At 63.4% G+C, this 23,576-nt stretch carries 23 protein-coding genes and 1 pseudogene; 9 read left to right on the forward strand and 15 right to left on the reverse strand.

All coding sequences use genetic code 11. The features are described from left to right. Window positions 1-163 precede the first annotated feature (163 nt). The 3 genes and pseudogenes from K3148_RS13810 to K3148_RS00930 form a co-directional block, all read right to left on the reverse strand. Complete coding sequence (locus K3148_RS13810; RefSeq protein ID WP_247711602.1) at window positions 164-490, reverse strand: hypothetical protein; 327 nt, start codon at window positions 488-490, stop codon at window positions 164-166. A gap of 63 nt (window positions 491-553) precedes the next feature. Further along, window positions 554-871, reverse strand: a pseudogene (locus K3148_RS14005) (DUF5818 domain-containing protein); the annotation flags it as partial. A 166-nt stretch (window positions 872-1,037) separates the two neighbouring features. Continuing rightward, entirely contained in the window at window positions 1,038-1,250 is a 213-nt protein-coding gene (locus K3148_RS00930) for a hypothetical protein (protein ID WP_221425486.1), read from the reverse strand. 212 nt (window positions 1,251-1,462) lie between these two features. Here K3148_RS00930 and K3148_RS00935 point away from each other — a divergent pair, with 212 nt between their 5' ends. Continuing rightward, on the forward strand, window positions 1,463-1,840 hold the full coding sequence (locus K3148_RS00935) for a CBS domain-containing protein (RefSeq protein WP_221425487.1): 378 nt from the start codon (window positions 1,463-1,465) through the stop codon (window positions 1,838-1,840). A gap of 105 nt (window positions 1,841-1,945) precedes the next feature. Here the strand turns inward: K3148_RS00935 and K3148_RS00940 are convergent, their stop codons facing one another. From K3148_RS00940 to K3148_RS00950, 3 genes are all read right to left on the reverse strand, one after another. Then, on the reverse strand, window positions 1,946-2,587 hold the full coding sequence (locus tag K3148_RS00940) for an MBL fold metallo-hydrolase (RefSeq protein WP_006833642.1): 642 nt from the start codon (window positions 2,585-2,587) through the stop codon (window positions 1,946-1,948). Window positions 2,588-3,083: 496 nt separating this feature from the next. Then, window positions 3,084-3,413 (reverse strand): hypothetical protein, encoded by a 330-nt coding sequence (locus K3148_RS00945; RefSeq protein ID WP_221425488.1) that lies wholly within the window; start codon window positions 3,411-3,413, stop codon window positions 3,084-3,086. 91 nt (window positions 3,414-3,504) lie between these two features. Beyond that, entirely contained in the window at window positions 3,505-4,143 is a 639-nt protein-coding gene (locus K3148_RS00950) for a S24 family peptidase (RefSeq protein ID WP_221425489.1), read from the reverse strand. Between the two features lie 178 nt (window positions 4,144-4,321). Here K3148_RS00950 and K3148_RS00955 point away from each other — a divergent pair, with 178 nt between their 5' ends. Together K3148_RS00955 and K3148_RS00960 are read left to right on the forward strand one after the other, a co-directional pair. Beyond that, on the forward strand, window positions 4,322-4,534 hold the full coding sequence (locus tag K3148_RS00955) for a hypothetical protein (RefSeq protein ID WP_221425490.1): 213 nt from the start codon (window positions 4,322-4,324) through the stop codon (window positions 4,532-4,534). Next, window positions 4,524-4,877, forward strand: coding sequence for a hypothetical protein (locus tag K3148_RS00960; protein ID WP_247711603.1), 354 nt, complete (start codon window positions 4,524-4,526; stop codon window positions 4,875-4,877). Before K3148_RS00955 ends, K3148_RS00960 begins: the two co-directional genes overlap by 11 nt. Window positions 4,878-4,991: 114 nt before the next feature. Here K3148_RS00960 and K3148_RS00965 read toward each other — a convergent pair whose 3' ends face one another. The 6 genes from K3148_RS00965 to K3148_RS00990 form a co-directional block, all read right to left on the reverse strand. Continuing rightward, complete coding sequence (locus tag K3148_RS00965) at window positions 4,992-5,930, reverse strand: D-2-hydroxyacid dehydrogenase (RefSeq protein WP_221425491.1); 939 nt, start codon at window positions 5,928-5,930, stop codon at window positions 4,992-4,994. Between the two features lie 122 nt (window positions 5,931-6,052). After that, window positions 6,053-7,531: a cysteine--tRNA ligase gene (gene cysS, locus K3148_RS00970; RefSeq protein ID WP_221425492.1), complete on the reverse strand. Its 1,479-nt coding sequence runs from the start codon at window positions 7,529-7,531 to the stop codon at window positions 6,053-6,055. Window positions 7,532-7,647: 116 nt separating this feature from the next. Continuing rightward, complete coding sequence (locus K3148_RS00975) at window positions 7,648-8,319, reverse strand: nitroreductase (protein ID WP_221425493.1); 672 nt, start codon at window positions 8,317-8,319, stop codon at window positions 7,648-7,650. Window positions 8,320-8,489: 170 nt separating this feature from the next. Next, the gene (cobT, locus tag K3148_RS00980) at window positions 8,490-10,316 is read right to left on the reverse strand and encodes a cobaltochelatase subunit CobT (protein ID WP_221425494.1); all 1,827 of its coding nucleotides are present in this window, start codon (window positions 10,314-10,316) and stop codon (window positions 8,490-8,492) included. A gap of 10 nt (window positions 10,317-10,326) precedes the next feature. After that, complete coding sequence (fsa, locus tag K3148_RS00985) at window positions 10,327-10,986, reverse strand: fructose-6-phosphate aldolase (protein ID WP_221425495.1); 660 nt, start codon at window positions 10,984-10,986, stop codon at window positions 10,327-10,329. Between the two features lie 65 nt (window positions 10,987-11,051). Continuing rightward, window positions 11,052-11,747, reverse strand: a complete 696-nt coding sequence (locus K3148_RS00990) for a DUF4197 domain-containing protein (RefSeq protein ID WP_221425496.1) — start codon at window positions 11,745-11,747, stop codon at window positions 11,052-11,054. A gap of 66 nt (window positions 11,748-11,813) precedes the next feature. Between K3148_RS00990 and K3148_RS00995 the strand changes: the two genes are divergently transcribed. After that, window positions 11,814-13,979, forward strand: coding sequence for a primosomal protein N' (locus K3148_RS00995; protein WP_221426569.1), 2,166 nt, complete (start codon window positions 11,814-11,816; stop codon window positions 13,977-13,979). Window positions 13,980-14,014: 35 nt separating this feature from the next. Next, window positions 14,015-15,580 (forward strand): cryptochrome/photolyase family protein, encoded by a 1,566-nt coding sequence (locus K3148_RS01000; protein ID WP_221425497.1) that lies wholly within the window; start codon window positions 14,015-14,017, stop codon window positions 15,578-15,580. On the opposite strand, the gene K3148_RS01005 is transcribed toward K3148_RS01000, so the two are convergent. Next, on the reverse strand, window positions 15,577-15,915 hold the full coding sequence (locus tag K3148_RS01005) for a hypothetical protein (RefSeq protein WP_221425498.1): 339 nt from the start codon (window positions 15,913-15,915) through the stop codon (window positions 15,577-15,579). The genes K3148_RS01000 and K3148_RS01005 overlap by 4 nt on opposite strands. A gap of 188 nt (window positions 15,916-16,103) precedes the next feature. Between K3148_RS01005 and K3148_RS01010 the strand changes: the two genes are divergently transcribed. After that, a complete protein-coding gene (locus tag K3148_RS01010) occupies window positions 16,104-17,480 on the forward strand; it encodes an NAD-dependent succinate-semialdehyde dehydrogenase (RefSeq protein ID WP_221425499.1) in 1,377 nt (458 codons plus the stop codon). 6 nt (window positions 17,481-17,486) lie between these two features. On the opposite strand, the gene K3148_RS01015 is transcribed toward K3148_RS01010, so the two are convergent. Beyond that, complete coding sequence (locus K3148_RS01015; RefSeq protein ID WP_221425500.1) at window positions 17,487-18,527, reverse strand: bifunctional transcriptional activator/DNA repair enzyme AdaA; 1,041 nt, start codon at window positions 18,525-18,527, stop codon at window positions 17,487-17,489. 118 nt (window positions 18,528-18,645) lie between these two features. On the opposite strand from K3148_RS01015, the gene K3148_RS01020 reads away from it, so the two are divergent. Then, window positions 18,646-20,214, forward strand: a complete 1,569-nt coding sequence (locus K3148_RS01020; protein WP_247711604.1) for a trypsin-like peptidase domain-containing protein — start codon at window positions 18,646-18,648, stop codon at window positions 20,212-20,214. Between the two features lie 16 nt (window positions 20,215-20,230). Here the strand turns inward: K3148_RS01020 and K3148_RS01025 are convergent, their stop codons facing one another. Then, entirely contained in the window at window positions 20,231-21,058 is an 828-nt protein-coding gene (locus tag K3148_RS01025) for a TauD/TfdA dioxygenase family protein (protein ID WP_221425501.1), read from the reverse strand. A gap of 421 nt (window positions 21,059-21,479) precedes the next feature. Here K3148_RS01025 and K3148_RS01030 point away from each other — a divergent pair, with 421 nt between their 5' ends. Together K3148_RS01030 and atpA are read left to right on the forward strand one after the other, a co-directional pair. Continuing rightward, on the forward strand, window positions 21,480-22,034 hold the full coding sequence (locus K3148_RS01030) for a F0F1 ATP synthase subunit delta (protein ID WP_221426571.1): 555 nt from the start codon (window positions 21,480-21,482) through the stop codon (window positions 22,032-22,034). Between the two features lie 12 nt (window positions 22,035-22,046). Then, window positions 22,047-23,576, forward strand: a complete 1,530-nt coding sequence (atpA, locus tag K3148_RS01035) for a F0F1 ATP synthase subunit alpha (protein WP_221425502.1) — start codon at window positions 22,047-22,049, stop codon at window positions 23,574-23,576.

Raw genomic sequence — 23,576 nt, forward strand, 5'->3', positions numbered from 1 at the left:
CGGATTGACGAGTTCGATCGTCCGGCTTCCGGCGTGCGGCAATGGTGACGGGACGCCCCAAAGTGGATGGGAAGCGGACCTAGCTTCACCCTTGTTTTCAATACAGGAGAAGTCGGCAATCGAAGCCGCGCCGGTCACCACGAACCTCGTGCTCGCCGCTGAGTCACTGCGCGCATTTCACGAAGACAATCCCGTCGTCCTCGATTGTAGCACTTCCTATCGAGATTGGGTCGTAGGCTGCGTCCGTTGCGGGGCGAAGCACAGCCAAGCCATCAGGCCCACGCCCCTCGATAGGGAGGTCATCCATCGGCTCATCTAGGTCGATCCGCGGATATGAGTCCAAAACAACCAGAGCGCTGTTGTCATGCCGGCTGATATTGCCGTTCAAAATCGTCCCCGCAGCGCTCGTTTTGATGCGAAAATCAGGATCGCTGCAATTCGCATCCAGGCCCTTCGCCACCCAAGCGCCAGAAACGTACTTGCGATCCAACACAATCCCGCCCGAGCGTGCAGGATCGCGGTCAGCTGCAGGAGGAGCAACGGCGTCTATTCGATCGGGAAGGATTGTCCCTCGACCTTGCATGCAGAAACTAGCGTCTGCAATCTTCCCGGAAATTCGGACATAGTCTCCCGCGCCAAAATCGGCCTCCCCGAAGTTAACGGACCAGACCTGGCCATCGGGCGTACGGACAAGAGGGCACTCGGCACCATTCTCGACTCGCCCTTCCACCGTTACGAGGTCAGCATTCGCGGATAAGTGGTTTGCAGATGAACTCTCTGTCTCGGTTTGCCGTGACTCTCCCGGCGCGCTTGCGTCTCCCGAGCAGGAAGCGAGAAGGGTCGCAGTCAGAATTAGGCCGGCATGTCTCATGCCAAACCAACGGTGGGCTCAGGGGAGGTTCCGAAGGTCTCCCGAACGTGGCGACCCGCGTTCTCGCCATTTGGTCGCTAGTTGACGGTCCGTCCTTGGCACTTCGCCAACTCTATTGGAGCGTCACTGTGTTTGTGAGCTCCGATCAATGGTAACCGACGAACAGCTAACCGAAAGTGTGTTCATCAATATGCCAAATGCCTTGTCGATCTCTCATGATATCTGCAATCAAAGTGTCGCCCTCCCAGACTTTGGCGTGTCTCAATGCAAGCTCATTTTCGAGTAGAGATAGGGCGCCAGCTGGGTTCTGCGCTTTGAACTCCACTCGTTTCGGCTCACCAAAGCCATCATCTTCAAACTCTAATGTATATTGCGGCATTCTCTGCTCTTTCCGGTGGGTATGCCTTCACCTACCCCTGTGACTAATGTGTTCCGTTAGTGACGCTGCAGCATGCCATCGGGAGCAACAAATCTCAAATCTCAGGGATATCCGCAGGTTCTCGTTGGTTTGAGATTGCGGACATTTTCTAGTAATGAGAGGACGTTGAGCAGGTAGCGCATAGCCAAAGATCGAGTATGATTTCGAGTGGATTGATCGAAGAGGATTTTCCTAACGTCTCACCAATAGCGTTAGTCGAGCAAGCCGCCCGCCTGATGCGCGATAACTCCCTCCACGCTCTCCCAGTCGTGGAGGGCAAGGGGCTGAGAGGCGTCATTGCTTGTGAGGATATCGTCTATCGGGGAATTGCTGATGGCGAGGATTGGTTTTTTGCTCACGTCGAAGATTATATGACCCGCAATCCGAACGTCGCTCTGAACACCGATGACAACTCGTCACTAATCGCGCTCATGAAGGCTGGGCGGCACAAATGGTTGCCCATCATTACTGCGAATAGGGAATATCTCGGCGTGATAAAGCTAGCTGTATTGGAAAGGTTTGCGCCCGACATGGAAAGCGCATTCCCTTAGCCACACTTCGGGTCAATTTTTAGGTCTGCTATCGGGTCGTTGGCTGACGGTTCGCCTTCGGACCGTACCCTCAACTTGCCGCCCTCCGGATTTTGCCCAAGCAGCCTAGGCCAGCGCCGCGTCGCTGACGAAGGCGTTGGTCTTGCGCTCCTGGCCGAAGGTGCTGGTGGGGCCGTGGCCGGGAATGAAGGTCACGTCGTCGCCGAGCGGCCAGAGCTTCTGCGTGATCGCGTCGATCAGGTCCTGGTGGTTGCCCATCGGGAAATCGGTGCGACCGATGCTGCCCTGGAAGAGAACATCGCCGACCACGGCAAACTTGCTCGGGCGGTGGAAGAACACCACGTGGCCGGGCGTATGGCCGGGGCAGTGGATCACTTCCAGCGTCAGTTCGCCCACGGTCACCGTGTCACCATCCTCCAGCCAGCGGTCGGGTTCGAACACCTGCCCGTTCACGCCGTAGCGCGCGCCGTCCTCGTCCAGCCGGCTGATCCAGAAGCGGTCGGCCTCGTGCGGGCCCTCGATCTTCAGGCCCAGTTCCTTGGCGAGGATGCCCGCCTCGCCGCAATGGTCGATATGGCCGTGGGTGATGAGGATCTTTTCCAGCTCGACCCCGGTCTGCGCGACGGCCGCCTTGAGCTTGTCGAGATCGCCGCCCGGATCGATGAGCGCGCCCTTGTTGGTGGCGGTGCACCAGACCAGCGAGCAGTTCTGCTGGAGCGGCGTCACCGGCACGATGCCGGCTTTCATCGGTGGGCCGGCTTTCATCGGGGGCTGGGTCGAAGTCTCGGTCATGGTGCGTAGATGGCGGCTGGCGCCCGCGATTGCAACGGCGGCGCGTCAGTCGGGAAGCTGGTCGAATTCAAGCCCGCAGCCGTGACAGACTTTCGGGGCCAAGAGAGGCGGCGCGACGGGCGAATAGCCAAGCGGACGGCCGCAGCGCGGGCATTTGACGCTCATCCTCGCCCAGATCGACCAGACGACCGCCAGAACGACCAAGGTCAGGAATATCAGGACACTTGCTTCCGTTCCCAAGCCTATAAGCCAGAGCACGTAAGGAAGGAGCAAGACAATGAAGAGGCATCCACCGCAAGAGGACACGCTGCGCCGGTTGTAGCCGGATCGGGGGTCGCGATAATCACCGTCCATGCCGCCAGAGTGCCACAACCGCCCGGCGAGGCCTAACGGAAAAGGGGCGACGAAGGGCTCGTGCGCCCCTTTGTCCGGTTAAGCCTATGCCGCCGAATTACCGCGTCTGGAAATCCACGATGCGGCCGTCGCTGCGATAGACGCAGGTAAACTCGTCGCGGTTGTAATCGCGCGTGTCGATGCGACCATAAACATAGAGATAGTCGCGGTCCTGCTGGTCGACACGGGTCACTTCGGCGCGCCCGAAACGCGAGGCTTCGCGGCCGCAGGCTTCCGCCGCGCGGCGTTCCAGATCGTTTCCGCCATTATAGCCATAAGTGTCGCCGCCGCCGAGGATATCGCCGAGCAAGCCGCCATTGCCATAAGTCGCGCAGCCGCCAAGCAACACGGTTCCGGCAAGGGCGACGGGAAGAAGGGCCTTGTTCATGGTGTCTCTCCTCTTGTCCCCGCCACGCATCCTCGTGCGGGGTTTGGAGAGAATACGACGGCGGCAAGCGATTGTTCCGCAAGGCGAAACGCTAGATGCGCCCGCCCTTCCACACCACGCGGCCGATGATCTCCACTTCCTCGCGCGCGAGTTCGATGGGGGCATAGGCCTCGTTGGCGCTGATCAGCGCGATGCGGCCCGGGGCGCTGGCCTGCACCTGCTTCACATGCAGCGTGTCGCCGATGCGCACGACGTGGACGCCCTCGCCCACGCGCTTGTTGCGGTCGACGAAGATCTCGTCCCCGCTGCGCAGGGTCGGCTCCATGCTGTCCCCCTCGACACGGATGGCGGAGAGGTCCGCGCCGTCGAGGCCCATTTCGCGCAGCCACCGGCGCGAGAAACGGAAAGAATCGAAGGAAATTTCCTCCGCCGAGAACGAGCCGGGGCCTGCCGAAGCGTCGAGCGCCAGCCGTGGGACGGCGACGAAATCCTCCGATTCGCGAAGGGTCGGGCGAGCGGGAACGGCGCCCAGCTCGACCTCGTCCACGCCGAAGAATTCGGCCAGGCGGCGGCGGTCGGCCTCTTCCAGCTTGCGCGGGGACCCCTTGCGCACGAATTGCTGCAAGTAACTGGGATTGCGGCCCAACATGGATGAGAGCGAGGCAAGGCTCGTGCGGCTTTTCTCGGTCAGTTCGACCAGCCGTGCGCGTTCCGGGCTCATGTCAGCCATGCTTCGATCCTTCCTCGGGCCTGTCCCTGCCACCCGCAAATCGCGTCGCAAAAGAGGACCTGTGTGAGAAAATTCCTATAGCATAGGATTTTTCCTAGACAAGTAGGATTTCGAGTGGAACAAAAAGAGAACACGGCGAGCGATTCGCCATCCGGACATGCCATGGGGAGCCCGAACAATGCTGATCCGATCCATCGAGAAATTCCTGAGCGCGTACGATATGCCGCCGACCAAGTTCGGCCGCCTTGCCGCGCACGATCCGCGCTTCGTCCTCGACCTGCGCATGGGCCGCGAGCCGCGCAGCCAGACCGAGGCGCGCATTCGCGGCTTCATGTCGGGTTTCGAAGCGGCGCGCAGCGACAGCGCGCGGGAGATCGCCCATGTCCAGTGAAGGAAAGCCCCCGCGCCCACCCCGCAGCCGTCGTTCCACCGGCGACCGCTTGCGCACCGCGCTGATGGTGCTGTCGGAGCATCAGGGGCAGGTTATAACGCACTCGGAAAAGGCCTGGGCGAGCATCACCTTCGCAGGCACGCGCCATAGCCTCTCGCTGCTCTTTTCGGGCGAAGAGGCGGTCGAAGCGGGCGAACGCTTCATCGCCGCCCTGCCCGATCACGAATTCGCCATTCCCGGCCAGCTGGTGGCCGACGCCGGGATCGTGGAAGTCGAGCATCGCCTGTCGCCAAGCCAGCGTCTCGTGGTGCAGTGCGACCTGCTGTTGCTGGAGGATGCGTAGACACCCATAACCACGTCACCCCGGCCACCGAGCCGGGGTCCCGCTTGTTTTTAAGACGAAGCGCCAAGCCCGAAGAAAAGCGGGACCCCGGATCACGTCCGGGGTGACGAAAGTTCAGTAACCGGCTTGCAAATCCATCTGCGGGCTCACCGGTTCGCCCCTGCTCCAGCGTTCGAGGTTCTCGATGAAGCGATCGGCAGAGCGCTGGAACATCTTCGTCTGCGCGCGGCCCGACAGGTGCATGGTGACCTGCGCGTTGTCGAGGCTCCACAAGGGATGATCCTCGGGCAAAGGTTCGGGGTCGGTGACGTCGAGCAGCGCGGCCTCGATGGTCTTGGCTTCCAGCGCGGCGACGAGGTCATCCTGCTTCACCACGTCCCCGCGCGCGATGTTCACCAGCACGGCGTTGGGGCGCATGGCGGCGAGCTCTATTTCGCCAATCATGTGGCGGGTCTCGTCGGTCGAGGGCACGGCGAGGATGACCCAGTCGAACTCGCCCAGCTTCTCGCGCCATTCGCCGGGCCGAAGGGCACCTTCGCCGCCTGAACGACGCACCGGGATGACCTTCATGTCGAAGGCTTCGAGCCGGGTCTTGATGAGGCTGCCTATAGCGCCGAGGCCGAGGAGAAGCACTCGTTCACCCGCCAATTCCCGCTTGCCGGGGCTGTCGAGCAACCATTCCTTGCGCTCCTGCGCCCGCACCACCTCGCGATAGCCTTTGGCGTGCGCAAGCATCAGCATCACTACATATTCGGCGATGGTGACGGCGTTGATGCCGACGCCATTCGTGACCGTCACACCGCGCTCCGCCAGCAGGTCTAGCGGCATGAAGTCCAGCCCCGCGTAAATGGAATTGAGCCATTTGAGATTGGTCGCGGCAGTCGCGATTTCGGCCATCGGCTCTTTCTCGTTGAGGTCGAACCAGCCGATCTCCGCCTCCGGAGCGAACTCCAGCGCCTGTTCCTTGGCCATGAACCACATGGGCTCGACCCAATCGGGCAGGCGCGGCTCCACCAGCGGACGGATCAGGGCAGACATCACGGCTATGGTCATTTCGGGCGAGCCTTCCAGACAGAATTCCACGTCACCCCGGACTTGATCCGGGGTCCCGCTATTCTTCTGTTGGACGGAAAAGGCAAGCGGGACCCCGGCTCGTAGGCCGGGGTGACGGCCTGCTAGAGCTTCCACTCCCAGCCGAGCGGGTCGCCGTCCATAATCTTGATCCCATTGTCCATCAGATTGTCGCGAATGGCATCGGACAAAGCGTAGTCCTTATCTGCACGCGCTTCTTTACGTCGGACGAGTTCCGCTTCCACTTCGTCGGCGCCAAAGTGCGCATCTTTCGGCCGGACGCGCAAATCCTCTCGCGTTAAATTCATCAGGTCGAACCCGAGAACGTCGTCCATATATTCGATTAGGGAACGAAGCGCCGCAAGGTCGACCTTCTTGAGCGCCAAGGCATTTTCCAATGCGGTCAAGGCGAGTGGCGTGTTGAGGTCGTCATTGATCGCAAAATCGAAAGTCTCGCGAAAGCTCATACCGACAATCGCGTCTGTAGATCGCGACCCACTTCCGGACGGCTGATCCTTGAGCCGTTCGACCTGCATCACGATGCGCTTCAACCGGGTGAGCGCGGCCTGCAAACCGTCCCAGCTGAACTCAAGCTCGCTGCGGTAATGCGCCTGCAGACACATCATGCGGTAGGCGAGCGGGTGATAGCCCTTGTCGATCAGCAGTTGCAGGCGCAGGAATTCGCCCGCGCTCTTGCTCATCTTGCCGCTGCGCTCGACGAGGAAGTTGTTGTGCATCCAGATGCGCGCGCCGCTGTTCTCGGCCTCGCCCAGCCCACCGGTGCAGCAATACGCCTGGTTCTGCGCGATCTCGTTCGGGTGGTGGATTTCGCGGTGGTCGATCCCGCCTGTGTGGATGTCGAAAGGAAAGCCAAGCAGCTTGCCGCCCATGACCGAGCATTCGAGATGCCAGCCGGGCGCGCCCTTCCCCCAAGGCGAATCCCATTCCATCTGCCGCGTCTCGCCCGCCGGGGTCTTGCGCCAGATGGCGAAGTCTGCGGCGTTGCGCTTGCCAGAAACCTTGTCAATTCGAATGTAGGCTTCTTCGTTTTCCCGAATTTGATCGAGTTTTGTTGGACCCGCCAGTTTCGCGTAGTCTTGGATCGTCGTCACATCGAAGTAGAGACCTTCATCGATCTCGTAGCAGTGCTTGTCCGCTATGCCCTTCGCGAACTCGATCATCTCATCGATGTAATCGGTGGCGACCGACCATTTGGCAGGCTGGCGAATGTTCAGCGCCTTCACATCGGCCCAGTATGCCTCGGTATAGTGCTTCGCGATGTCCCAGATCGACTGCGCGCGTTCCGCAGCCATCTTCTCCATCTTGTCCTCGCCCTCGTCCGCATCGTCGGTCAGGTGGCCGACATCGGTGATGTTGATGATGTGGGTGAGGTCGTAGCCCTTCCAGCTCAGCGTCCGGCCCAGAACGTCCGCGAAGACATAGGCACGCATATTGCCGATATGGGGGTAATTGTAGACCGTCGGCCCGCAGGTATAGACGCGCGCCTCGCCCGGGTGGACGGGGGTAAAGGTCTCGATCTCGCGGGTGAGCGAGTTGAACAGCTTGAGCGGCGTTTCGGTCATGGTTGGCGCATAGGTTGGTGGCTGCACTTCGACAAGCTCAGTGCGAACGGATGTAGTGATTGCCTCCTAGTGCCAGACCCGTTCGGCCTGAGCCTGTCGAAGGCCAGCTCCAGGACTCACCACCCCTCCCAGCGCACGGATTCGTCCAGCCCTGCACGTTTCACATCGAACTGGTTCACCGGAGCCTCTGCATCACGATACCCGATAGCCATGCCGCAGAAGAAGATATGGTCCTCGGGAATGTCGACCATCTCGCGCACCTGCGGGCTGTAGGCGGCCCAGGCTTCCTGCGCGCAGCTATCGAGCCCTTCCTCGCGCAGCAGCAGCATGATGGTCTGCAGCCACATGCCGATATCGCTCCACTGCGGCGGACCCATGTATCTGGGCGTGTGGACCAGCATCAGCACCGGCGCACCGAAAGCGCGGAAGTTGTTGGCGAACCACATGAGGCGCTTGGCCTTGTCCTCGCGGGTGATGCCGAGCGAGGCATACATATCCTCGCCCACACCGAAGCGGCGCTCCTCGTAAACGCCGTCGAGGTCCTTGGGATAGATATCGTATTCGGGCTTCAGCGCCGCGCGCCCCTTGGGAAATTCCTGCGCCACCCGGTCGAACAGCGCCTGCATCGGCTTGCCCGTGAGGATGACGGCGTTCCACGGCTGCACATTGCCCCCCGAAGGCGAACGCTGCGCCTTTTCGAGTACACGGGTGAGTGTGTCGCGGTCGACCGGCTGGTCGGTGAAAGCGCGCACGGAGCGACGGGATTGGACGGCTTCGGTGGGGGTCATCGTAGAGCTGCCTGAAGGATCATGATCGACCCGACGACAAGACCGACATATCCCACCCAGCGGGGCAATTTCACGGCGGGCGGTGCCAACGGAGCGGGGGCAGGTTCCAAGACCTTACGTACGGACAGGATGAATATGGGAAGTCCCACGATCAGCATTCCCCAATCCATTTAACCCTCCACCTCGAACAATCCCGCAAGCTGCTCGATAATCGTCCCGCCCAGTTGCTCCACGTCCATGATCGTAACCGAGCGCTTGTAGTAGCGGGTCACGTCATGGCCGATGCCGATGGCGGCGAGCTGGACGGGGCTTTGCTTCTCGATCCACTCGATCACCTTCCTAAGGTGTCCTTCGAGATAGCCCGCCTGGTTCACGCTCAGCGTGCTGTCATCGACCGGTGCGCCGTCCGAAATCACCAACAGGATGCGGCGGTCTTCGGGGCGGGCGAGCAGGCGGGTGTGCGCCCAGAGCAGCGCCTCGCCGTCGATGTTTTCCTTCAGCAGCCCCTCGCGCATCATCAGGCCGAGATTGCGGCGCGCGCGGCGCCAGGGCTCGTCGGCCTTTTTGTAGACGATGTGGCGCAGATCGTTGAGGCGGCCCGGATCGGCGGGGCGACCATCGGCGAGCCATGCCTCGCGGCTCTGTCCGCCCTTCCACGCGCGGGTCGTAAAGCCGAGGATTTCGGTCTTCACGCCGCAACGTTCGAGCGTGCGCGCCATGATGTCGGCGCTGATCGCGGCGATGGAAATCGGCCTTCCGCGCATCGAGCCGGAATTGTCGATCAGCAGGGTGACGACCGTGTCCTTGAACTCGGTATCGCGCTCCATCTTGTAGGACAGCGCATGGCCGGGGCTGACGACCACGCGGGTCAGGCGCGCCGCATCCAGCAGCCCCTCTTCCTGGTCGAAATCCCAGCTCCGGTTCTGCTGCGCCATGAGGCGGCGCTGGAGACGGTTGGCGAGCCGGGTGACGATGCCCTGCAGGCCCGCCAGCTGGCTGTCGAGATAGGCGCGCAGCCGGTCGAGTTCCTCGTGATCGCACAGCTCGGGCGCTTCCACGATCTCGTCGAACTTGTCGGTATAGGCGCGGTAATCGAAGTCTTCGGGTAGGTCGGTCCACGGGCGGTTCGGGCGGACGGGCTGCATGCCTTCCCCGTCCTCGTCCGACGGATCGCCATCGGACATTTCCTGCTCGCCCTCGACGTCCTGCTCGGCATCGCCATCGGCCTCGCCGTCGACGACCTCGCCGCGCGCATCGCTTTCCTGCGGCTGGGCCTCGCCCTCGTCTTCCTCGTCGGAATCCTTGTCCTCTTCGGGCGCCTCGCCGTCCTCGTCCTCGCCATCGTCGCGGCCCTCGTCTTCGGGCTTGTCGGGCAGCGTAAGTTCGAGATGCCGCAGCATGTCGAGCGTGAGGTTCTGGAAGGCGCGCTGGTCGTCCAATGCGCCCGCAAGATCTTCCATGTCGCTGCCGATCCGCGCGCTGATTTCGTCGCGCACCAGGTCGACCGCCTGCCTTGCGCGCTCGGGCACGGCCTCGCCCGTCAACGCCTCGCGCAGCATGAGCGAGAGGGCCGTCGGCAGCGGCACTTCCTTCGCCTCGGTCGCGCGGGCAATCGGATCGCTCGCCGTGCGCAGTTCCACCGCCGCGTCGAGATTGCCCTTCATCCCTGAGAAATTGTTCGAGCCGAGCGCTTCGTAGCGCGTGCGCTCGATCGCGTCGTAGCAGGCGCGCGCGATGGGCTCGGGCGGCGCGGCCTTGGCGTGCATCGCCTCATTATGGTGGCGCAGCTTGAGCGCGAAACTGTCGGCAAAGCCGCGCGCCTCGCGGGCCTGGTCCTGCGGCAGGGTGCGGCCCGGCAGGGGCACGCGGAAGTTCTTGCCGCTCTGCGTCGGACTATCCGCGCTCCACGCGACCTCGACCTCCGGCTCGCGCGCGATGGCGCGGGCCGTGCCGGTCAGGGCCTGCTTGAAGAGGTCGAGAGGGGTCTGGTCTGCCATGGCTCCCTAATTAGGAAGTCGGGATGGTCTGGCCAGTCTTTTCCCAATCGGCAATGAACCCTTCGATGCCCTTGTCGGTCAGGACGTGCTTGAAGAGACCCTTGATCACGGCCGGCGGCATGGTGGCGACGTCGGCGCCGATGCGCGCGCTCTGGAGGACGTGGACCGGGTTGCGGATCGAAGCGACGAGGATTTCCGTACCGAAATCGTAATTGTCGTAGATACGGCGGATATCGGCGATGAGCTCCATGCCGTCGAAGCCGTTATCGTCATGGCGGCCCACGAAAGGCGAGACGAAGGTCGCGCCCGCCTTGGCGGCGAGCAGCGCCTGGTTGGCCGAGAAGCACAGCGTGACGTTCACCTGCGTGCCATCCGAAGTCAGCTTCTTGCAGGTCTTCAGGCCGTCGATCGTCAGCGGAACCTTGATGCAGACATTGTCCGCGATCTTCCGCAGCGTTTCGGCTTCCTTCATCATCGTCTCGTGATCGAGCGCGACGACTTCGGCGCTGACCGGACCATCGACGAGATCGCAGATTTCCTTCGTCACTTCCATGAAGTCGCGCCCCGACTTGGCGATCAGCGACGGGTTGGTGGTGACGCCGTCGAGCAGGCCGGTGTCGGCCATTTCCTTGATGTCGGCGATGTCGGCGGTGTCGACGAAGAATTTCATGTCATGAGGCTCCGGGGAAGCGGTTTCGATTCCCCGGCAGCCTTAGCGGTGATGGCAGGGCGCGGCTAGAGGCGGCTGCCGGCTCCAAACACGCCGATGATCAACGGGTCGCGGGTGGACTGCGGATCGCGGCGGATGGCGGCTTCTTCCACGCCGATCTCGCGCCAGATCGTGTCGTCGAGATTGGTGGCGAAGCGGGTGGTGGCGTTGGTGAAGTTCACGCCCGTCAGCGCGGAGACCAGCTGGCCGACCAGCGGATCGCTCGCCACGCGCATGGCGTCGCCCAGTTCGGGGACCATGGCCTCCACCAGCGTGCTGCCCATCGAATTGCGCAGGAAGCCGGTGGCCGCCGTCGGGCCGCCGTTGACGAGGTCGATGGCGTTCTGGATGCCGATAGTGCGCACCGCATCGGTCACGAGCGGCGCGGCGCGTTCGGCGCCTTCGTAAGCGATATCGCCCATCGCATCCTGCAGCCGGTTCTTGAACAGCGCCGAGGTCAGGATGGTCGACAGGACATCGCCGCGCGTGCCCAGCAGATTGTTGAGGCCGAGCGTCGCGACCTGCTGGTCCCAGAAGCCGCCCGAACTCAGCATGCGCTGGAAGGCGCGGTCGCTGGAAAGGAACAGGATGCGCTGGACGGCATCGACCATGCTGAAGCCGGGGATCCCGGCGCAGCCCGACAGGGCAAGGCCAGCAGTGCCAAGGCCTATTCCGCCGAGAAAGGCCCTGCGGCCGGTGGGTTTCACGAGAATATCGGTCATTATTGCACTCCTCACAAAGTCCCACCCTTGTTTCGTCATAGGTAGCGGCTCCATATGAGCCGCCAGATGAACCGCGTCCGCTGCCTCGTCCTCAACGCCGCTCTCGGCCCGCTCGATTACAAACTGCCGGACGGCATGGCGGTCGAGCTGGGCCAGGTGGTCGAATGTCCGCTGGGCCCGCGCACCGTCATCGGTATCGTCTGGGAGGCTGAACGGCTGCCGGGGACAGACGTTCCGGCGGAGAAACTGCGTCCGCTCAGGGGCTTGTACCCGATCCCGCCGCTGCCCGCCCCGCTGCGCCGCCTGATCGAGTGGACCGCAGACTACTATGTAGCCTCGCTCGCCAGCGTGGCGCGGATGGCGCTTTCCTCGGGCGGTGCGCTGAAAGGCCCGGCGAGCATCACCGAATATCGCCTCACCGGCGGGATGCCAGAACGCATGACCCCGCAGCGGCTGGCGGCGATGGAAGCGCTCGAGGGGGAACAGGCGACGATCCGCGAGCTGGCGGGCATCGCTGGCGCATCGGAAGGCGTGCTGCGCGGCCTCGTCAACCAGGGCGTGCTGGAACCGGTCGAGGTCGATTGCGACCGACCTTACGAAGCCGCGCGACCGGACTTTGCGCACGTCGAATTGAGCGAGCAGCAGCGCGAGGTTTCGGACATCTTCTCTGCCGCCGTGCGCAAGGGGCAATTCGCGCCTTTCCTGCTCGATGGGGTGACCGGGTCAGGCAAGACCGAAACCTATTTCGAGCCCGTCGCCGAAGCGCTGCGGATGGGGCGGCAAGTGCTCGTGCTCCTCCCCGAAATCGCGCTGACCGAGAATTTCCTCCATCGCTTCGAAGAGCGCTTCGGCGCATCGCCCGTGCTCTGGCACTCCTCGCTCAAATCGACCGAACGCCGCCGCGCGTGGCGGGCCGTGGCGAGCGGCAGCGCGCAGGTGGTGGTGGGGGCACGCTCGGCGCTGTTCCTGCCCTTTGCCAAGCTCGGCCTCATCGTCGTCGACGAGGCGCATGAGACCAGCTTCAAACAGGAAGACGGCGTGCGCTACAACGCCCGGGACGTGGCAGTCATGCGCGCCCATTTCGAACGCTTTCCGATCATCCTCGCCAGCGCTACGCCTGCGCTCGAAAGCTTGCAGATGGCCGAAAGCGGGATTTACGAGAAGGTCGATTTGCCCAGCCGCTTCGGCGGCGCGCAATTGCCTGCGATCGACACGATCGACCTCACGGAAGAGAAGCCGCCGCATGGCATGTGGCTCGCCCAGCGGCTGGTCGATGGCATTGCCGAGCGGCTGGAGCGCGGCGAGCAATCGCTGCTGTTCCTCAACCGGCGCGGTTATGCCCCGCTGACGCTCTGCCGCAATTGCGGCTTCCGCTACCAGTGCCCCAATTGCAGCGCCTGGCTGGTCGAACACCGGTTCACCCGGCGCCTTGCTTGCCACCATTGCGGCCACGAAGCGCCCAGCCCGGCCCAGTGCAAGGAATGCGGCGAGCCCGACTGCCTTGTCGCCTGCGGGCCCGGCGTGGAGCGCATCGCCGACGAGGTGGCCGAGCGCCTGCCCGAGGCGCGCGTCTTCGTGGCGACGTCCGATACGCTCAACTCGCCCGGCCGCGCGGCAGAATTCATCGCTGCGGTCGATGCAGGCGAGATCGACGTGATCGTCGGCACGCAGCTCGTCACCAAGGGCTTCCACTTTCCCGAACTCACGCTGGTCGGCGTGGTCGATGCCGATCTCGGCCTCGAAGGCGGGGATTTGCGCGCGGGCGAGCGCACCTACCAGCAGGTCGCGCAAGTTGCAGGCCGTGCGGGGCGCGGCGCGAAACCGGGCGAGGTGCTGATCCAGACCCGCCACCCCGAGGCCAGCGTCATCGCCGCTCTCGCCGCCGGGGATCGCGATGCCTTCTATACCGCCGAAACCGAGATGCGCCGCGATGCGGGTGCCCCGCCCTTCGGCCGCTGGGCCTCGATCATCGTGTCCTCCGAGGACGAGAGCGAAGCGCGCGAGGCCGCCCGCCGGATCGGCGACACCCGCCCCGACGTGGCCGACTGCATGATCCTCGGCCCCGCCCCTGCCCCCATGGCGCAATTGCGTGGCCGCTACCGCTACCGCCTGCTCATCAACGCGCGGCGCAGCGTGCAATTGCAGGACGTCATTCGCCGCTGGCTCGGGCGGCTGGACCACCCTCCCGGCGTGCGCGTGGCCGTGGATATCGACCCTTATTCCTTCGTGTGAGGCACTCTTCGCGAGCTTGGGCATTTTGAGAGGCAATGCCCGACGACCCCAGCGCGCCCGTCCTCGTTCCAATCCTCGGCGACCAGCTGACCCGCAGCCTCGCCAGCCTTCGCGGGCGAACAAAGGACGATACCGTCATCCTGATGATGGAGGTGTGGGACGAGGCGACCTACGTCAAACACCACAAGCAGAAGATCGTCCTGATTTTCTCGGCCATGCGCCATTTCGCGCTAGAACTGCGCGATGCAGGCTGGACGGTCGATTATGTGAAGCTCGATGACGAGAACAACGCGGGCAGCTTCACCGGCGAGGTGGCGCGGGCGATCGAGGACCATGACCCGCGCCTCGTCAGCGTGGTCGAAGCCGGCGAGTGGCGCGTGCGCGAGGACATGGACCAATGGGCGGACAAGTTCGCCTGCGAGGTCGAGATCCTGCGCGACGACCGCTTTATCTGCACCCAGTCCGAATTCGACGAGTGGGCGGAGGACCGCGACACGCTCCGCATGGAATATTTCTATCGCGAGATGCGCCGCAAGACCGGCTTCCTCATGGATGGCGACAAGCCCGAAGGCGGAGAGTGGAATTACGACAGCGAGAACCGCAAACCGCCCAAGGACGGCCTCTCCGCTCCCGAACGCCCGAAGTTCGAGCCGGACGAGATCACGCAAGACGTAATTGATCTCGTCGAGGACCGCTTCGACGATCACTTCGGCAGCCTCGAAAATTTCCGCTGGCCGGTCACGCGAGAGGAAGCGGAAGAAGCCGCCGACGCTTTCTTCGCCGAGCGGATCGAATGTTTCGGCCCCTACCAGGACGCGATGGTGGCGGGCGAAGACGACCTCTTTCACTCCATGCTCTCGACCAGCATCAACCTCGGCCTGCTCGACCCGCTCGAACTCTGCCAGCGCGCAGAGAAGGCCTATAAGGACGGCAAGGCACCGCTGAACTCGGTCGAGGGCTTCATCCGCCAGATCATCGGCTGGCGCGAATATGTGCGCGGCTTCTACTGGCACCAGATGCCGCATTTGCAAAAGGCCAACGCGCTCAACGCCCAGCGCGGCCTGCCCGAGTTTTACTGGACCGGCGAGACCGACATGGCCTGCCTTGCCGACTGCATCCGCTCGACCCGCGAGAACGCCCACGCCCACCATATCCAGCGGCTGATGGTGCTGGGCAATTTCGCGCTGCTGGCGGGCGTGAACCCGCGCGAGGTGCAGGACTGGTACCTCGTCGTCTACGCCGATGCCTATGAGTGGGTCGAACTGCCCAACGTCGCCGCGATGATCCTTTATGCCGACGGCGGCAAGCTCGCTTCAAAACCCTATGCTGCCTCCGGCAATTACATCAACAAGATGAGCAATTACTGCTCCGGCTGCACCTACTCACCCAACAAGAAAACCGGCGAAGGTGCTTGTCCCTTCAACCCGCTCTACTGGCTTTTCATGGATCGTCACCGCGAGCGGCTGGAGAAGAACCATCGCATCGGGCGCATCTATTCGACCTGGGACCGGATGGACGAAGAACGCCGACAGGAATATCTCGACAGCGCCGAAGCGTTTCTGGACACGCTTGAACCTGCAAGCAAAGGCTGGGCTCGCTAGGCGTCCCTAGCCGAGGACGACGCGTCGAGATCGGAATCCCACACAGCCCAGATCACCAACGCCAGCAGCGAGCCGTAAATCCCACTTGGCAGTACCGAGACGACCATTGCGAGGCCCAGAAAGCCCAGAAATCCGGCAAGGGTCGCGCCGATCACCACCCAGCCCAGCCACGAAACGGCGACGGCGCAGAGCTTGATAAGGAAGTGGGTTCGGGGACGCCCGCGGGTCAACGCCCAAGCACCGAGCCAGACCAACCCGCCTTGCAACGCCATGAGTGCCAGCGTCCCGAAATAGCCATACACTGCAAGCGTTCCGCCGAGATCAAAGGCAATCATGCCTCCCGATCCACCATGCCTTCGCCCAGTCGTCAACTCCATGTGTTTCCTAATTCCGGAGCGAGACGCGACCTGGCCGACGTAAGCTGCTTTCCGTCGCAGCACCGCGCCTGAACCGGTTGCTTTTAGGAACGCATCGCTCCTCCGCGCCCTTTTAATGGTGAACAGCAATCGAAAAAGGCGCACCCATGAGCATTACCACTGTCAATCCCGCTACCGGCGAAGACATCGAAACCTACGAAACCCTGTCGCCGGTCGATGCTTTCGCGAAGGTGGATGCCTGTCACGAAGCGTTCACCAAGTGGAAGCTGCAAAGCCTCGAAGACCGCGCCAGCGTCATCAAGGGCATCGGCAAGGCGCTGCGCGATAACAAGGAAGAGCTCGCACAGCTGATGACTCGCGAAGTCGGCAAGCTGATCGGCGACAGCCGCGACGAGGTCGAGCTATGCGCAGGCATCTGCGATTACACAGCAGCCAAGGGCCCCACCGACCTGGCCGACGAGAAACGCGATCCCAGCAACGCGGGCCGCGGCATCGTGACCTATTCGCCCATCGGGGTGATCTACGGCATCCAGCCTTGGAACTTCCCCGCCTACCAGGTTATCCGCTACGCGATCGCCAGCCTGATGGCGGGCAACGGCGTGCTGCTGAAGCATTCCTCGCTGTGCACCGGCAGCGGGCTGATGATCGAGAAGATCTTCGGGGAAGGCGGCCTTCCCGAAAACCTCTTCACCGTACTCGTCATTGATCACGACACTTCGGACGCGATCATCGAGCACGACAAGGTGCGCGGCGTGACGCTGACCGGATCGGATGGCGCGGGACGCCACGTGGCCCAGAAGGCGGCTGCTGTCATCAAGAAGACGGTGATGGAGCTCGGCTCGAACGACGCCTATCTCGTCCTGGAAGACGCCGATCTCGACGTGGCGGTGAAGGTCTGCGCGCAGGCCCGTCTCTACAACAACGGCCAGACCTGCATCAACGGCAAGCGCTTTATCGTGACCGACAAGGTCTACGACGAATTCGTCGAAAAATACGTCGCCCGGTTCGAAGGTGTGAAAACCGGCGATCCAACCGACGAAGACAGCGGCATGGGTCCGATGTCGTCCTCCGACCTGCGCGACGAACTGCACGAGCAGGTGGAGGAGTCGGTAAAGAAGGGCGCCAAGATCGCGTGCGGCGGCAGCGTTCCCGACAAGAAGGGCGCGTGGTATCCTGCAACGGTCCTCACCGATGTCGCGCCCGGCCAGCCCGCCTATGACGACGAATTGTTTGGCCCCGTCGCCAGCGTCATCCGCGCCAAGGACGACGAGGACGCGATGCGCCTCGCCAATGAGAGCCGCTATGGCCTCGGCGGCGGGATCCTGAGCGGCGATACCGACCGCGCCATCGAACTGGCATCGAAGCATTTCGACACCGGCATGGTCTATATCAATACTTATGGCGTGGCCGACCCCGCCATGCCCTTCGGCGGCGTGAAGGATTCCGGCTACGGGCGCGAACACGGCGGCTTCGGCATGAAGGAATTCGTCAACGCCAAGTCGATCTTCATCGGCGCGGCCTAAGCGCGATCATTCGCCCCGTTCGCGCCTCAGCAGTTCGGCCTTGATGTCCGTCCCGTAGGCGTAGCCTCCAAGTCCCCCGTCAGCCGCGATCACGCGGTGGCAGGGGATGAGGACGGCGATGTTGTTGGCCCCGTTGGCGCTTCCGACTGCGCGGCTGGCCTTGGGATTGCCGAGCATGGCGGCCTGTTCGCCATAGCTGCGGGTCTCTCCTGCGGGTATCCGGCGCAGCGCTTCCCAGCAGCGTTGCTGGAAGGCGGTGCCTTTCACATCGAGCGGAATATTGGACGTCGTCGCCATGGACGGATGCTCGACCACGGCAGCGACCCGGTCGAACAGGGCGCGGAAATCTTCATCTGCTTCGACCAGTTCGGCCCTCGGAAAACGAGCGCGCAAATCTTCCTCACCCTCACCGAAGGACAGGCAGCACACGCCCGTCTCCGTCGCGGCGACCAGCATGGAGCCGAGCGTCGTATCGATTTCCGCCCAATGGATCGTGCGGCCCTTCCCGCCGTCCTTCCAGTCGCTCGCGCTGATGCCGCTGTCCTTCCTGTGCTCGTAAAAGCGCGAGGGCGCGCCATACCCTCCCGTGTAGATCGCCTGAGTGACGCTGCCGCCCTCCCCCAGCGCCTGTTCGGCCCGCTCGCGTTTGAGAGCACGCTGGTAGGCGGCAGGAGAAAGGCCGACCGCGCGGGTGAAGATGCGCTGGAAGTGCGTGGGCGAATAATCGGTTAAATGGCCAAGCTGTTCCAGTGACACTGTTTCTTCCGCCTCGCGCAGCGTTCTGAGCGCCAGCATCACCGCCCCCTCTTCGCGGCTCTGCTGGTCGGGCGCGCAGCGCTTGCAGGCGCGCAGACCTGCAGCCTCGGCCGAGGCGCAGTCGGCGTAGAACCGCACATTCTCGCGTTTGGGTGCGCGCGCCGGGCAGGACGGGCGGCAATAGATTCCGGTCGAATGTACACCCGTGACGAAGACGCCGTCGAACCGCCGGTCCTTCGTCAGGGCGATCTGCCAGCGATCCTCGTCGGTCAGGGTCTGCTTGTCGGTCATCGCACCTTCCTTCTTATGCGCATCGGCCTGCTTGCAACAGGCGGAATGACAAAAGCTGCGGGAGCGCGCATCCCGAAGCTTGCGGTCAATGTCGGGCCTTCGCTAAGGAGCAAGGTGGATGGGACGTATTCTCGCAGTTTTCGCCGCGCTCATGGCGCTTGTGGCCCCCGGCATCGCGCTGGCCGACCCTGCCGATATCGACGCGGCGGCTCGCGGCGTCGTGCGCGTCGTGATTATCGGGGCTGACGACGACGAGATCTACCCCGTCAGCCACGGCACGGGCTTCGCCGTCGCGCCCGACCTCATCGTGACCAACGCCCATGTCGTGCGCGACGCGATGAGCGACGAGGATTTGCGCATCGGTATCGTGCCGAGCGGCGGCGGCAACGCCGTCTATGGCCGGCTGGTCTCCGTCAACGCGCGCACCGATCTGGCGTTGGTGCGCGTGACCGGATCGCTGCGCCTGCCCGCTCTCGCGCTCGCCGGATTGCCTGTCGAAAGCGCCGCGCAGGTGATCAGCGTGGGCTACCCGATGAATGTCGACCGCGCGCAGGGGCTGGATTTGGCCGATATCTTCCAGTCGATGTCGCCGGTCAAAAGCCTTGGCTATGTCTCGGGCGAGCGGCCGAGCCGCCAGTTCGACACGATCCTCCACACCGCCCCCATCGCGCGCGGCAATTCGGGCGGTCCGCTGCTCGATCCGTGCGGTCGCGTGGTTGGCGTGAACAGCTTCGGCGCGGATAACGAAGGCGGCGATGCGGAGTTCTTCTTCGCCGTTTCCAACCGCGAACTGGTGCCTTTCCTGCGCAGCAACGATGTGCAGCCGAACATCAACGACACCGCCTGCCGCAGCCTGCAAGACCTCGACGATGCGGAAAAGGAACGGCTCGAGCGCGAGCAGATGGAGGCGCTGCAGGCGTTGGCCCAGCGTGCCGAGGAAACGCGCGAGAAGCGCGAGCGGGCGCTGTTGAAAGCGCAGCTGAGCGTGGCGCAGGACCGCGAGGACCGCATGGCGCTCGCCTTCGTGCTGCTCCTCGCCGCTTTCGGCATCGCGCTCTGGGCCTGGAGCCGCCACGAGCGTTTCGACCCGGACGCCGAGGATGCCGAGCTGAAGCGGCGCAAGATCAACATCGCCTTCGGGATCGCGGGCTTCTTCGTGGTGGTCGCGTTGATCGCCTTCCTCACCCGCCCCGGCCTCGACGAGATCGACCGGCGCGTGGCGGCCGAGATGCAGGATGCGGTCCCCGGCACGTCGGGTGGCGGCGAGGTCTCAGGCGGCAGCGGCGATGTCGCGTTGATCTGCCGTCTTGATCCCGACCGCAGCCGCATCACCAGCGCCGAAGCGCCCGACATCGAATTCGACTGGACCGCCGAAGGCTGCGTCAACGAGCGCACCCAATACGGCTACGCCTCGGGCGACTGGAGCCGGGTCTTCGTGCCCAATCAGGAAGACGCCGTTTCGGTCAACAGCTACGATCCCGACCGCCGTATCTTCCGTTCCGAACGCTACCTCCTCTCGCGCAGCGCCATGAACGATGCGCGCGAGGCACGCGGCAAGTATTCCGCCCCCAAATGCGGCGAGGACGGCGCGGCCACCAGGCTCGGCGATCTGCAAGGCGAAGTCCTCTCGCAGCTGCCCGGCCGCCCTAACGAGCGGCTGGTCTACCGCTGCGAGGCGCGCGACTAGTTCGTCGCAAGCGGCACTAGGCCGCCAGCGCTTCTCCGCTTAGGGTGATGCGGTGCATCTCGCGCGCGTAGCCCTGGTAATCGTTCATCGCATAATGCCAGGTCGTGCGGTTGTCCCAGATCGCCACCGTGCCCGGCGCCCATTCGAGGCGGCACTGGTGCTCCGCTTTCATGGCGTGGGCGAAGAGTTCTTGCAGCAGGGGCAGGCTTTCCTCGCGGCTCATACCTGCAAAGTGGATCGTGAAGCCGGGATTGACGTAGAGCAGCTTTTGCCCGGTCCTGGGATGGCGCACCACGACCGGATGGGTTGCCCCGGTTTTCAGCTCCTGCCCCCGCAGAGCCTCGCCCTGATCGGTCTTCGCATAGACACCGTCGGGCGCGTAGATGTGGTCGGCGGTGTGATAGGCCTCCAGCCCTTCGATCCGCTTCTTCGTTTTTTCGGACAGGCTGTCATAGGCCGCGCCCATATGCGCCCACAGCGTGTCTCCGCCTTTGGGCGGCAGAGTGCGCGCGACGAGGATGGAGCCCATCGCCGGCACTTGGTCGTAGGAGTGGTCGGTGTGCCAGCCCCCGCCGATATTGGTCTGCTGGTCCTTGGTCTTGCGGACCACGGCGATCTCGGGATGTTCGTCGGTCAGCGGGAAGTAGTTGTTGATGTCGATCCCGCCCCAGCGCCGCGCGAAAGCGATGTGCTCTTCGGGACTGAAGGACTGGTCGCGAAACACCGCCACGCCGTGCCTATATATAAGGTCGCGGATCGCATCGAGCGTCTCGCCTTCGGCCGTGGCCAGTGCCACGCCTTGCACGTCGACCCCGCAATTGGGGGCCAGGGGCTGTGTCTTCATCGCGTCTCTCCCGCTTTTCGCAACGGTAAAGTATCGGACAGGCGGCGGGGAGTCTTTTGTTTGCGCCCTCAAACGCCGGGCGGCGGACGTCCGTCCGCCTTGGCTTCGCGGCATAGGCCGCGACGCGCACTCGCGCTTTGACTGCCGTGACCAAGGTTCAAGGATGGCAAAAACGCGAGCCGGAGGCGAGTGCAAGGGCGACCGCCCGCCCGCAGCGATGCGGTCGTCAGGCCGCGTGAGCGAGGACAGCCAAGTGAGCGGACGCGAACGCCGGCGCCTGAGGCAAAACCAAAACACTCGGGTTGCCTTGCTGCACCCCCTTTGCTAGGCGCGCGCCAACCTTGCCGGAGCGACTCATTTTCGCTCGCTCAACGGCGTGGCCGCAAAGACCAATTTTCCGACCCTAGAGGACGAGAGACGCGTGGAAATTTCCGCCGGTATCAAGGCTAGCCTTGCTGGACGTTATGCTTCGGCCCTGTTCGATCTGGCCAGTGAGGCCGGGACCGTGACCGCGGTCGAATCGGACATGGACAAGCTCGAAGCAGGCCTGTCCGAATCAGCTGAGCTGAAGCAGCTCACCACCAATCCGCGCGTGACGCGTTCGCAGGCCGAAAAGGCGCTGTGGGGCGTTTCGGCCATCATGGGCCTGTCGGACCTGACCCAGAAGTTCCTCGGAACGCTGGCGCAGAACCGCCGTCTCGGCCAGCTTCCCGGCATCATCCGCGCCTTCCGCGCGATTGCCGCGGCCCAGCGCGGCGAAGTCGCCGCCGAAGTCACCAGCGCCCACGCGCTGACCGACGCGCAGCTGGCCGATCTCAAGACCAAGCTGACGGCCCGCGAAGGCCGCACTGTCAAACTTTCCACGAAGGTCGACCCCGATTTGCTCGGCGGCCTCGTCGTCACCATCGGATCGAAGCGCATTGATGGCTCGATCCGCACCCGTCTCAATTCGCTCTCCCAGGCCATGAAGGCTTAAAGGACAAACATCATGGATATCCGCGCCGCAGAAATCTCCAAGGTCATCAAGGACCAGATCGCCAATTTCGGCAGCGAAGCCGAAGTCAGCGAAGTCGGCTCCGTTCTCTCGGTGGGTGACGGCATCGCCCGCATCCACGGCCTCGACAAGGTCCAGGCCGGCGAGATGATCGAATTCGCCAACGGCACGCAGGGCATGGCCCTGAACCTCGAAGCCGACAACGTGGGTGCGGTTATCTTCGGCGCCGACACCGACATCGCCGAAGGCGACACGGTGAAGCGTACCGGCACCATCGTGGACGTTCCCGTCGGCAAGGGCCTGCTCGGCCGCGTGGTCGACGCTCTGGGCAACCCGATCGACGGCAAGGGCCCGATCGAAGCGACCGAGCGCAAGCGCGTCGAAGTGAAGGCGCCGGGCATCATCCCGCGTGAATCGGTCAGCGAGCCGGTGCAGTCGGGCCTCAAGGCCATCGACGCCCTCGTTCCCGTCGGCCGCGGCCAGCGCGAACTGATCATCGGCGACCGTCAGACCGGCAAGTCGGCCGTCGCGATCGACACCTTCATCAACCAGAAGGAAGCGCATCAGGGCGACGACGAGAAGAAGAAGCTTTACTGCATCTACGTCGCCGTCGGCCAGAAGCGTTCGACCGTCGCGCAGATCGTCAAGAGCCTCGAAGAAAACGGCGCCATGGAATACTCCATCGTCGTCGCCGCAACCGCTTCGGAGCCCGCTCCGCTGCAGTACCTCGCACCGTATACCGGCTGCGCGATGGGCGAATTCTTCCGCGACAACGGCATGCACGCCGTAATCGTGTACGACGACCTTTCGAAGCAGGCCGTTGCCTATCGTCAGATGTCGCTCCTGCTGCGTCGCCCTCCGGGCCGCGAAGCCTATCCGGGTGACGTTTTCTACCTCCACAGCCGCCTCCTCGAGCGCGCGGCAAAGATGAATGGCGACAATGGCGGCGGCTCGCTGACCGCGCTTCCGATCATCGAAACGCAGGCAGGCGACGTGTCGGCCTACATCCCGACCAACGTGATCTCGATCACCGACGGCCAGATCTTCCTCGAAACCGACCTGTTCTACCAGGGCATCCGTCCGGCCATTAACGTCGGCCTTTCGGTTAGCCGTGTGGGCGGTGCCGCCCAGACCAAGGCGATGAAGAAGGTCTCGGGCTCGATGAAGCTCGACCTTGCACAGTATCGCGAAATGGCTGCCTTCGCGCAGTTCGGCTCGGACCTCGATGCTGCGACGCAGAAACTGCTCAACCGCGGTGCACGCCTGACCGAGCTGCTCAAGCAGCCGCAGTTCTCGCCGATGCCGTTCGAAGAGCAGACCGTTTCGATCTTCGCCGGCACCAACGGCTATCTCGACGATATCGCCGTCGACCGCGTGAACGATTACGAAGACCAGATGCTGAGCTACATGCGCTCGGAGCATGCCGACGTGCTGGAAACCATCCGCACCACCGGCAAGTTCGAAGACGACACCAAGAACAAGGTCGTCGACGCGCTGAAGACCTTCGCCAAGCAGTTCGCCTAA

This window comes from Qipengyuania aurantiaca (genome assembly GCF_019711375.1).
Classification (GTDB): domain Bacteria; phylum Pseudomonadota; class Alphaproteobacteria; order Sphingomonadales; family Sphingomonadaceae; genus Qipengyuania; species Qipengyuania aurantiaca.